The 10,989-nt window shown below is 62.1% G+C and carries 12 protein-coding genes; 6 read left to right on the top strand and 6 right to left on the bottom strand.

All coding sequences use genetic code 11. The annotated features are described in order from the left end of the window. Position 1: 1 nt before the first annotated feature. Together RX329_RS10460 and RX329_RS10455 are read right to left on the bottom strand one after the other, a co-directional pair. Positions 2 to 445, bottom strand: coding sequence for a DUF4399 domain-containing protein (locus RX329_RS10460; protein WP_018454075.1), 444 nt, complete (start codon positions 443 to 445; stop codon positions 2 to 4). A 17-nt stretch (positions 446 to 462) separates the two neighbouring features. After that, positions 463 to 2,013, bottom strand: a complete 1,551-nt coding sequence (locus tag RX329_RS10455; protein ID WP_317245835.1) for an SUMF1/EgtB/PvdO family nonheme iron enzyme — start codon at positions 2,011 to 2,013, stop codon at positions 463 to 465. A 297-nt stretch (positions 2,014 to 2,310) separates the two neighbouring features. Between RX329_RS10455 and RX329_RS10450 the strand changes: the two genes are divergently transcribed. The 6 genes from RX329_RS10450 to RX329_RS10425 all read left to right on the top strand — a co-directional run bounded on the left by RX329_RS10450 (position 2,311) and on the right by RX329_RS10425 (position 4,952). Then, a complete protein-coding gene (locus tag RX329_RS10450) occupies positions 2,311 to 2,931 on the top strand; it encodes a hypothetical protein (protein WP_317245834.1) in 621 nt (206 codons plus the stop codon). 32 nt (positions 2,932 to 2,963) lie between these two features. Beyond that, positions 2,964 to 3,413 carry a DsrE family protein gene (locus tag RX329_RS10445; protein WP_317245833.1) on the top strand — a complete coding sequence of 150 codons (450 nt, stop codon included), beginning with the start codon at positions 2,964 to 2,966 and terminating at the stop codon, positions 3,411 to 3,413. An 81-nt stretch (positions 3,414 to 3,494) separates the two neighbouring features. Next, positions 3,495 to 3,821: an ArsR/SmtB family transcription factor gene (locus RX329_RS10440; protein WP_018454071.1), complete on the top strand. Its 327-nt coding sequence runs from the start codon at positions 3,495 to 3,497 to the stop codon at positions 3,819 to 3,821. Continuing rightward, on the top strand, positions 3,818 to 4,249 hold the full coding sequence (locus RX329_RS10435) for an SRPBCC domain-containing protein (RefSeq protein ID WP_317245832.1): 432 nt from the start codon (positions 3,818 to 3,820) through the stop codon (positions 4,247 to 4,249). The genes RX329_RS10440 and RX329_RS10435 overlap by 4 nt, the downstream gene beginning before the upstream one ends. A gap of 44 nt (positions 4,250 to 4,293) precedes the next feature. Beyond that, the gene (locus RX329_RS10430; protein ID WP_026232665.1) at positions 4,294 to 4,512 is read left to right on the top strand and encodes a hypothetical protein; all 219 of its coding nucleotides are present in this window, start codon (positions 4,294 to 4,296) and stop codon (positions 4,510 to 4,512) included. A gap of 2 nt (positions 4,513 to 4,514) precedes the next feature. Continuing rightward, entirely contained in the window at positions 4,515 to 4,952 is a 438-nt protein-coding gene (locus RX329_RS10425) for a DUF1801 domain-containing protein (protein ID WP_317245831.1), read from the top strand. A gap of 215 nt (positions 4,953 to 5,167) precedes the next feature. On the opposite strand, the gene RX329_RS10420 is transcribed toward RX329_RS10425, so the two are convergent. From RX329_RS10420 to RX329_RS10405, 4 genes are all read right to left on the bottom strand, one after another. Next, entirely contained in the window at positions 5,168 to 6,703 is a 1,536-nt protein-coding gene (locus RX329_RS10420) for a SpoVR family protein (RefSeq protein ID WP_007613791.1), read from the bottom strand. Next, positions 6,700 to 7,977, bottom strand: a complete 1,278-nt coding sequence (locus RX329_RS10415) for a YeaH/YhbH family protein (RefSeq protein WP_026232663.1) — start codon at positions 7,975 to 7,977, stop codon at positions 6,700 to 6,702. Before RX329_RS10415 ends, RX329_RS10420 begins: the two co-directional genes overlap by 4 nt. A 19-nt stretch (positions 7,978 to 7,996) precedes the next feature. Then, complete coding sequence (locus RX329_RS10410; RefSeq protein ID WP_018454065.1) at positions 7,997 to 9,940, bottom strand: PrkA family serine protein kinase; 1,944 nt, start codon at positions 9,938 to 9,940, stop codon at positions 7,997 to 7,999. A gap of 299 nt (positions 9,941 to 10,239) precedes the next feature. Continuing rightward, entirely contained in the window at positions 10,240 to 10,890 is a 651-nt protein-coding gene (locus RX329_RS10405) for a hypothetical protein (RefSeq protein WP_085351899.1), read from the bottom strand. Positions 10,891 to 10,989 lie beyond the last annotated feature (99 nt).

Below are 10,989 nucleotides of genomic sequence, written 5' to 3'. Positions count from 1 at the left end.
CCTATCGTGCCGCGGCCGGCTGCCGGACGCGTATGGTGATCTTCTCCGACACGATGGGCGGTTCGAACGGATAGTGCTTGGCATCGCCCAGCACGAGTTGAAGCGTGTGCGTCCCGGGCGGAAGCTCGAGCAGCGTTTCGGTCTGCCCTGCCCCGAAATGCAGATGCGACTTGTCCTGCAGGATCGGCTCCTTGGGATCGATGGGGTCGTTGACGTCGATCAGCAGATGATGGTGACCGGCGTTCTGGTACTCGTCGCCGGCATGGGTCACTCCCATGTTGCGCAAGCCGAACCGGACCCAGAATCCGCCGCGCACCTTCTGCCCGTCACGCGGGGTGATGAAATAGAGCTTTGCGTCCTTGGGCGCTGCCTTGCCCTGCGAAAAGGCTGCCCCCGGAAGCAATGCGAGCGCCGCCGCCAGCGCGACGCAACGAAGGATCTGCATCAAACCAACTCCACCACTTAAGGACTGAGCGCCACGCGGAATCCGTGCGTGGGGTAACGAACATTGGTGTCGTAGCCATCGCGGTTGGACGGCCGCACATATCTCGAATCGTTCTTCCAGGAGCCCGAGCGCAGGACATGAGCGCTGCAGTCCCCGCTGCTCCATGCCGAGCCGTCGGTGGGCGCGCCCTGATAGGTCTTGTGCCAGCAGTCCTCGACCCACTGATCGACGCTGCCGCCCATGTCGTGGAGCCCGAACGGGTTCGGCTTGAAGCTGCCGACTTTCGCTGGCTGCTCGGCCGCGAGATCACCGCAATCCTTGCAACCGGCCATGCCCGGCTGCAGCTTGTCGCCCCACCAATATCTGGTCTGCGTTCCGCCCCGCGCGGCATATTCCCATTCGGCTTCGCTCGGAAGCCGATACGTCTTCTTCGTCGCCTTGGCGAGATAGGCCGCATATTGCTGCGCGTCGGTCCAGCTCACATTGCTGACCGGCGCATCGTCCTTGCCGATGGCGGTGAAGCTGCACGCCTTTGCAGCGGCGCACTCGTTCCATTCCTGCACGGTCACGGGATATTTGCCGATCGAGAACGGCTTGACCGTGACCTGATGGACGGGACGCTCGGTCGGGTCGTCGTTGCTTCCCATCGCAAAGCTGCCGCCGCGAATGGCGACCATCTCGGGTTCGCGGACGGGAATGGGCGATTGACTTACCGATTGACTCGTCGATTGACTTGGCGCCTGAGCGGGCGATGGAGATGACGAGGCCGACGAGGGAGAAGGCTGCGGCGTCTGCGGCGCCGCTTCGCGCGGCGGAGGCTGCGGGCTCGGCGATGCGGCAGGAGAAGCGGGAGTGAGGGCGGCCTGCTCGCCCACCCTGCCCGGCGCCTGAGCCAGAAGATACCACAGCACGCCGGCGGCCATCACCGACAGCGTGATACCCAGGAGAAAGATCAGGGCATTCTCGCGCCGCCCCCGCGTCCTGCCGACCGCGTCTGCATCCGGCAGCACTTTATAAACGCGCACGGGATCGGTGATGTTCTTGACCTTGCGGTCCCCGAGCGACTCGTAACCGCACACGACCTTGTGCTTGATCTGCTCGTAGATCGCGCCGGAGATAAAGACCTGGCCTGGCTCGGCGATGCCCTCGATACGCGTGGCGATATTGACGCCGTCGCCGTAGACGTCGTCAGGCTCCACGATGACGTCACCGAGATTGACGCCAATCCGGTACTCGATCCGGGTGTTCTTCGGAAGCGAGGCGTTGCGGCCGATGAGATTCTGCTGGATGACGATGCTGCATCGGACGGCCTCGACCGGACTGTCGAAAATCGCGATGAAGCCATCGCCCGTCGTCTTCACCAGACTTCCGTTGTGCTCGACGATGCTGGGCTGGATGAGATCCCGCTCGATCCGCTTGACGCGGACGTGCGTGCCCTCTTCGTCGGCCTGCATCAGGCGGCTGTAGGAAGCGATGTCACCGACAATGATGGCCGCGAGGCGACGAGGCATAGGGCCGTGCGAAGGCGGCTCGTCATTCCCGGATCTGAAGTTGCGAATTTCGCCCATTGCGGGGACTCCACAAACTTGCAAAGGCAGACCCCAGCCTACGACTGCCAAAGGCGATCGTCTGTGAAGGCTATCACATCGATGGAATCGGGCAATGTCCGTGGAATCGCAGGCGCCGAGTTCCGAAAGGCGAAGGCGTCACGTCGAATGAACCTTCAGGACCCCACCGACGACTAATGCCCGGCGTGGAACTAATCACCTCGCTCCGCCCTGCGATGATGCTGTCAGCTGTGCGGACGTTGAACGCGTCGCACCGGGGCTGCGTCTACAGCGTACAGCTCAGCTGCTGCGGCCATCATGAAGTCTTTTCTCGTTGCGGCCGTCTTCCTTGCCGCGCTCGGCGGCGCCGCTCACGCCGACGAGGCCGACGATATCCGTGAGGCCAGCAAGGCCGAAGCCGAAACCTTCAACGTGCGCATGTATGCCGGCGAACCCGGCAACAAGGCCTATGCCTGCTTCGTGCGCCGCTACGATGCCGAGCATCTGGCGCACCATCCGAAGCAGAAGGTCGCCTCGATGAAGCTGCTGATCTCGGCGGAGATGGACACCGAAGACAAGCAGCTCCACAACTCCTTCCGCCTCGGCTTCAGATATCGTCACCGCTCCGGCGATTTCGATTCCAGCGGCTCCTGTCATCACGCCGTGTTCACCAAGGACGGCACCGAAATCCGCCTCGGTTGCGGCGTCGACTGCGAGGGCGGCGGCATCGGCGTCGCGCTCTCGAAGGACGACAAATCGGCGGTCGTGCGGCTGGCGCGGGTCAGGGTCTGGCAGAACAACAAGCCGGACGAGGATGCCGAACTGTCACTGGTCGCCGGGGCCGACGACGGGATTTTCCGCCTAGATCGAACGGACAATAAGGAATGCGCCTCGCTCGTGACCGACCGCAAGGAACTCGCCGCGTTTCGCCACAAATGATATGTGTCCGGCACAATCGAGGGGAGATCGTCATGAACCGCCGGAACATCTTGTGGAGCGCCGTCTCAGGCCTGGGCGCGGCACTTGGCGCCTCCAGCGCGAAGGCCGCGACCGAGGCCGGCACGGGCAACAAGCTGAAGGTGGTCTATCACCTGAGCGATGCCGAGAAGGTCAACTTCGTCCTCGGCAACATCCAGAACCACATCGATGGCGTCGGCGGCCCCGACCATGTGACGATCGCGCTGGTGATCCACGGCCCGGCACTGAAGGCGTTTCACTCGGCGCAGGCCAACCCTGACATTAGCAAGCGCGTCGGCGATTTTTCCAAGGATGGCGTCGAGCTTGCCGCCTGCGGCAACACGATGAAGGCGCAGAGCGTCACGCTCACGGATCTGCTGCCGGGCTTCGTCAGCGCGGAGAAGGGTGGCGTCGTCCGTTTGGCCGAGCTCCAGTCGCAGGGTTATCTCTATCTGCGGCCGTAGGGGCCGGCGCTCGACACCCCCTTGACGTACACATAACCCCAGGGTTATGAATATGTCCATAACTTGCAGGTTATGGATTTTATGCCCGCCACCGCCCACGACCTTTTGTTCAGGACGCTCGCCGACCCCACCCGTCGGGCGATCTTCGAGCGATTGTGCCGCGAGGGCGAACAGACGGTCGGGGCCCTGACAGCACTGTCGGGCGTTTCCCAGCCCGCGGTCTCAAAACATCTCGGCGCGCTGAAGCAGGCTGGCCTGGTGCGCGACAGGCATCAAGGGCGGCAGACGCATTATAGCGCCCAGCCCGGCGCGCTCAATCCGCTGATCGACTGGACCAGCCAGATGACCGGATTCTGGCAGAACCGGCTCGATGCGCTCGACGATCTCCTGAAGAGGATGGACCAATGAACGAATCCCCCACCGAAACCCGATCTGTCGTCGTCGAGCGCGAATATGCCTTTCCGGCAGAGCGGATCTGGCGCGCGCTGACGCAGCCACATCTGATCGAGGAATGGCTGATGAAGAACGACTTCAAGCCGAACGTGGGCCACCGCTTCAACCTTCGCGGCGAGTGGGGCGGCGTGCTGGACTGCGAGGTCCTCACCATCGAGCCGCAGAAGACACTCGCCTACACCTGGAATTTCTCGCATGACGACGCGGCGTTCGATCTCAAGAGCGTCGTGACCTTCACGCTGACGCCGGCGGGCGCAGGCACGCATCTGCGCGTCGAGCAAGCGGGCTTCAGCCCGACGCAGAAGCAGGCTTTTGGCGGCGCGCATGCCGGCTGGAAGCAGTTTCTCGCCAAGCTGGACGAGCTGCTGGCAAGGGCAGACTAGCTTGGCCGCCGGCCTTCATTCAATCATCTCAAGAGGAGGTTTCATTGACCGGAAACATGTGGGTTCGACAGATCCATCGTTGGCTGTCGATCGCTTTCACGCTTGCCGTCATCGCCAACATCGTCGCCCTGACGCTGCAAGTCCAGGCGACGTGGATCGGCTTGCTCGCCTTCGTCCCATTGATCCCATTGCTTGCGACCGGACTCTACATGTTCGCGCTGCCATATCTCGGCCGCAGCCGCGGCGCCCGACAAGAGGCGTGAACATGAAGAAGGCCGTCACCGTGAAAAACAGCAGCGCGACGAAGGCGGATGGCGCTTCGCCATCCAGGATGATCGACGGCAGGATCAAGGAGCTCGGCGACTGGCGCGGCGACATGCTCGGACGAATCCGCGGCCTGATCAAGGAGGCCGATCCTGACGTCGTCGAGGAATGGAAATGGCGCGGCGTTCCGGTGTGGGAGCACGACGGCATCATCTGCACCGGCGAGACCTACAAGGCCGTGGTGAAGATGACCTTTGCCAAGGGCGCAGCGCTGGACGATCCAGCCGCCCTGTTCAACTCGAGCCTCGACGGCAACGTGCGGCGCGCGATCGATATTCGCGAAGGCGAGAAGATCAACGAGAAGGCGTTGAAGGCGCTGATCCGCGCAGCCGTGGCGCTGAATGCGTCCAAGAAGAAGCCGGCGAAACGTTCCGGATAGAACAGCCGTTGTGGAGCCACGAACGCTTTCCTTCTCCCCTTGTGGGAGAAGGTGGCGCGAAGCGCCGGATGAGGGGTCTCTATCGACACGGGAAACGTTGAGAGATACCCCTCACCGCAGTGAGCTTGTGTCTCCGAGCGTCGCCGCCCTCTCCCACAAGGGGCGAGGGCGCATCAACGCGCATCTCGCCGTATTGCTCCGCATAGTCAGCAGCGTCAGGCCACCGCCGAGATCGGGCGCGGGCTCACGACATATTCGCGCAGCACCTTGTCATTGGCGTCGACCTCGATCAGTGCGACGTCGTAGGTCCAGAGATCGGCCAGATGCTGGAGCACGCGCTTGGCGTCGGTCTCGTTGAGCTGCGCGCCCTTGATGACATGGTGATGCAGGATCAGCCGCCGGTCGCCGGAGAGATCGACGTCGACCACCTCGATATTCGCGTCGATGTAGCCGACATCGTGCTGCCGTGCCAGCTCGCGCCGAACGCGGCGGAAGCCCCGCTCGTCGTGAATGGCGTCGACCCGGATGCCGGCGCGTTCCTCGGGGTCATCATGCAGGTGGAACATGCGGAGGTGCCGCATCAGCTTCGGACTCAGGAACTGGGCGATGAAACTCTCGTCGCGGTAGTTGGCCCAGACGTCGCGCAGCACGCCCATCACGTCGTTCTTGCCGGCGATGTCCGGGAACCATTCGCGGTCCTCGTCTTCCGGCCTGGTGACGATGCGCTCGATGTCCTGCATCATGGCGAAGCCGAGCGCATAGGGATTAAAGCCGGAAAAGCGCTGGTCATCGAATTCGGGCTGGAACACGACATTGGTGTGCGACTGCAGGAATTCGAGGAAATTGCCGTCGCTGATGCGGCCCTGCTGATGCAGCTTGGTCATGATGCGATAGTGGACGTAGGTCGCCGTCCCCTCGTTCATCACCTTGGTCTGGCTCTGCGGATAGAAATATTGCGCGATGTGGCGGACGATGCGCAACAGCTCGCGCTGCCAGGGCGCCAGCCGCGGCGCGCTCTTCTCGAGGAAATACAGCAGGTTCTCCTGCGGCAGGCCGAGCAGCTTGCGGCGGCGTTCGATGCTGAGCGCGGACCGGGTCTTGCTCTTTCCCGCCGGCACGGTGCGCCAGAGGTCGTTGAAGACCTCCTCCTCGTGCTGGCGGCGGCGCCCTGCCCGCTTCTCTTCGGCGCGGAGGTCGAGCTTCTTCTTGCCGGGATAGCGGTCGATCCCATGCGACATCAACGCATGCGCGGCATCGAGGGTGCGCTCGACCTCCACCCGGCCGTAGCGATCCTCGCATTGCATGACGTAGTTCTTGGCGAAATCCAGATAGTCCAGGATGCCGTCGGCGTCGGTCCACTGCTTGAACAGATAGTTGTTCTTGAAGAAGTGATTGTGGCCGAAGGCGGCGTGCGCGATCACCAGGGTCTGCATCGTCGCCGTGTTCTCTTCCATCAGGTAGGAGATGCAGGGCGAGGAGTTGATCACGATCTCATAGGCGAGGCCCATGAGGCCCTTGCGGTATGAGGCCTCGTGATACGCAAAGTGCTTTCCGAACGACCAGTGCTTGTAGAACAGCGGCATGCCGACCGACGAATAGGCGTCCAGCATCTGCTCGGCGGTGATGACTTCGATCTGGTTCGGATAGACGTCGAGCCCGAGATCTTTCGTCGCCACCTCCTCGCAGGCATCCGTGATGCGCTGCAAGGTGTGAAAATCCCAATCGGCGCCTTCGAACAAGCGTTCCGTCATGGAGCGGCTTTCTCCTGGGCAGTGTCGCGGCGCTGAAACAGATCGTGGAACACCGGAAAAATTTCGCTGCGCTCGCTGACCTTGCGCATCGAGAGCGGTGCGCCGCTGTTGCGCAAGCGCTCGTAGAGGGTCCAGAGCGAGGAGTCGGACAGATCGAAGGCGCTGCCGCCGGACTCGCCGACCTCGAGATAGGCGAAGAACTGGCAGACCGGCAGGATTTTGTCGGTCAGCAGCATGCCCGCGAGCTCGCCGTCGGAATAGGAATTGTCGCCGTCGGAAGCTTGCGCAGCGTAGATATTCCAGTCCGACGGGCTGAAGCGTTCGCGCACGATCTCGTGCATGGCCTGCAGCGCGCTGGAGACCAGCGTGCCGCCGGAAGCCGGGCCATAGAAGAAGGTCTGCTCATCCACCTCCTCGGCGCGATCGGTGTGGCGGATGAAGACGATGTCGACATGCTTGTAGCGGCGCTTCAGAAATACGTAGAGCAGCATGTAGAAGCGCTTGGCGAGATCCTTCATGTGCTCGGACATCGAGCCCGACACGTCCATCAAGCAGAACATCACAGCCTGGGCAACGGGCTTTGGAACCGTCTCGAAGCGGCGGTAGCGGATGTCGAGCGGATCGATGAAGGGAATGCGCTTGGATTTCGCCTTCAGTTTTTCGAGCTGGGCTAGCAGCAGCAGACGCTCGTCCTCATCTGCGCAGGCAGCGATGGCGGATTCAAGCTCTTCGATCTCCTCCTTGCTGGGACGCTTGAGCGCGATACGGCGCGCCATTGCGCGCCGAACCGTCCGGCTCACCGAGATGTTGGATGGCGAGCCCGACGTGGTGTAGCCGGCGCGCTGGATGCCCTCGCTCTCGGTCTGCGCGATCTTGCGCTTGGCGAGATCAGGAAGTTCGAGGTCATCGAGGAAGAGATCGACGAATTCGTCGCGGCTGAGCACGAAGCGGAAGGCGTCCTCGCTGTCGCCTTCGCCCGGACCGGAATCCTTGGCACTGCCCTGGCCGGAGCGCTGGAGATAGTCGCCCTCGATGAACTTCTTGTTTCCGGGCAACACCATGTCGCGCGTTCCGCCGTCGCGGCGGAAACGCGGCTCGTGCATGCCGTCGAGCGGAATGGTGACCTCGCCACCCTCCAGGACGTCCTTGATGTCGCGTTCCTGCGAGGTCTTCTTGACGGCGCCCTGCACCAGGGATTTGGCCCGACGCAAGAACCGCTGCCGGTTCTCGAGACTCTTGCCGCCTGGATTCAGGCGCCTGTCAATAATGTGAATCGGCACTTTTCCATCCGCCTCAACCGGCCTGCTTCACGCGCATGTACCATTCGACGAGCCGGCGAACCTGACGCTCGGTGTAGCCGCGCTCCACCATGCGTGCGACGAACTCGCCGTGCTTCTTCTCCGTCTCGCCGTCCTTCTTCGACCCGAAGGAGATGACCGGAAGCAGGTCCTCAACCTGGGAGAATATCCGCTTTTCGATCACATCGCGAATCTTCTCGTAGGAGATCCAGGTCGGATTCTTGCCGCCGTTCTGGGCGCGCGACCGTAACGAGAATTTGACCACCTCGTTGCGGAAATCCTTCGGGTTGGCGATGCCCGCCGGCTTCTCGATTTTGGTCAGCTCCTGGTTCAAAAGCTCACGATCCAGCAGCTGGCCGGTGTCGGCGTCCTTGAAATCCTGGTCCTCGATCCAGGCATCGGCGTAGTCGACGTAGCGGTCGAACAGGTTCTGGCCGTAATCCGAGTAGGATTCGAGATAAGCCTTCTGGATCTCGTTGCCGATGAACTCGGCATAACGCGGCGCAAGGTCGGCCTTGATGAATTCGAGGTAGCGCTTCTCGACTTCCTCGGGCAGTTGCTCGCGCTTGATCGATTGCTCCAGCGCGTACATCAGATGCACCGCGTCGGCGGCGACTTCCTGCGGATCGTGGTTGAAGGTCGCAGCCAGGATCTTGAAGGCAAAGCGGGTGGAAACACCGTCCATGCCCTCGTCGACGCCGGCGGCATCGCGATATTCCTGGACGCTGCGCGCCTTCGGATCGGTCTCCTTCAGGCTCTCACCGTCGTAAACCCTCATCTTGGCGTAGATCGTGGAATTTTCGTGCTTGCGCAGGCGCGACATCACCGAGAACCGCGCCAGCGTTTCCAGCGTCGCGGGCGCGCAAGGCGCGGCCGCGAGCTCGGAGCCCTGGATCAGCTTCTCGTAGATCTTCTGCTCCTCCGTGATCCGCAGGCAGTACGGCACCTTGATCACGCAGATGCGGTCGATGAAGGCCTCGTTGTTCTTGTTGGCCTTGAAGCTCGACCACTCGGCTTCATTGGAGTGCGCAAGGATGACGCCGGTGAAGGGGATCGCGCCGATGTTCTCGGTGCCGATATAGTTGCCTTCCTGCGTCGCGGTGAGCAGCGGGTGCAGCATCTTGATCGGCGCCTTGAACATCTCGACGAATTCGAGCACGCCCTGGTTGGCGCGGTTGAGGCCGCCGGAATAGCTGTAGGCGTCGGGATCGTTCTGCGCGTAGGTTTCGAGCTTGCGGATGTCGACCTTGCCGACCAGCGAGGAGATGTCCTGGTTGTTCTCGTCACCCGGCTCGGTCTTGGCGATCCCGATCTGGCGCAGCCGCGACGGCTGGATCTTTGCAACCCGAAACTGGGAAATGTCGCCGCCGAAGGCTTCCAGCCGCTTGTAGCACCACGGGCTCATCAGGCCGGTGAGACGGCGGCGCGGAATGCCGTATTTCTCTTCCAGCATCGGGCCGAGCTGATCCGGATCGAACAGGCTGAGCGGGCTTTCGAACACGGGCGAGAGCTCGTCGCCGGCCTTGAGCACGTAGATCGGATGCACTTCCATCAGCGACTTGAGCCGCTCAGCGAGCGAGGATTTGCCGCCGCCGACCGGACCGAGCAGATACAGGATCTGCTTGCGCTCTTCGAGGCCCTGCGCCGCGTGACGGAAGAAACCGACGATGCGCTCGATGGTTTCTTCCATGCCGTAGAAACCGGCGAAGGCCGGATAGGTACGGATCGTGCGGTTCAAAAAAATACGGCCAAGGCGTGGGTCCTTGGCCGTGTCAATCGTCTGGGGCTCACCGATCGCTGCTAGCAGTCGTTCGGCCGCGTTTGCGTATTTCATGGGATCGCTTCGACACGATTCCAGATATTCCGCCATCGACATGTCGTGTTGGCTTCTCGCCTCGAACGACTTAGCGAAAGCGTTGAATAGAGAATCGTTGTACATGATCCCTCTCCGCGTGAGTTCCGCTACACAATTGAACGAAAGCAGCGACCGGACCGTTCCTTAGCGCCACTCTCGAATCAGCGTGAGCACATGACGATCATTCGACACCCGGGCGCCTTCTCGGCGCAACGCACAACGTAGGCACAGGGTGAGTTACGAACAGGCACCTGCCTGATATTTGAGCGAATCTTTGTCTATATTGGCTCATTTCCAGAAAATGTCACTCGCTCGCAACATCCGGGCATTACCGGAGATGCGTTCATCCGGCGCCGCATCATAGCCGTCTGCGAACGGCGATCTTATGACGCTTGTGCGGCGAAGCCTTGCGTGGCGCGTTCATCTTCCTGCTGCAATGCGGTGCGTGGACCGCCGGCGGCGTGACAGTCGCGGCAAACGCGCAGCAGTGTATCAAAATCGGTCGCCAGGCCCTCCGACCGGATGACGATGCGATCGTCCGTCACACCGCGGGCCAAGCCGCGGATGCTGCAGAGCTGCCTCTGCAAGGCCGGCGTCGGCGTCAGCACGATCACCTTGCGCCCGCGGCGTTCTTCAGCCGAAATCTCCGCGATCGAGTCCCACAGCAGAAATTCATTGCCGATGCGAAGGTCGCGAATGCCATAGGGGGTGACGATCACCACCGATGCCCGCTCGGCGGGGAGCATCCAGATCAGCCGGCCGGTCATCGCGGCGAACGCCACCACGCCGGCATAGCCGACCGTCGTGTCGTAATCGCCAAAAGCGTTCCACCAGCCCAAGGCGAGGGTTGCGCTGAGCAGCGTCATGGCGAAACCCGCAACGATCAGCAACCGCAGTTGGGTCGTACATGGACCGATTTCGAGATCGTGGGACGCATCGACGCATCCGGTCGACGTGACCGACTGGGGGCTGTCTGTGACAGCGAGCGCCAGACGGTCATGATGTGCTTGCATGCTTTCCCCCAGCATGGCCATTCGCGACCGAGCCACGATGCATCAGGCGGACCGGAATCCGCTGATGAGTACTCCACGCAGCCGCTGGCGGCGAGGCGAGGCAGCTGGCGTTACACAACA

It is taken from the genome of Bradyrhizobium sp. BWC-3-1, from assembly GCF_032917965.1.
Lineage (GTDB): Bacteria > Pseudomonadota > Alphaproteobacteria > Rhizobiales > Xanthobacteraceae > Bradyrhizobium > Bradyrhizobium canariense_D.
This window is presented reverse-complemented; position numbering and strand designations above follow the sequence as displayed.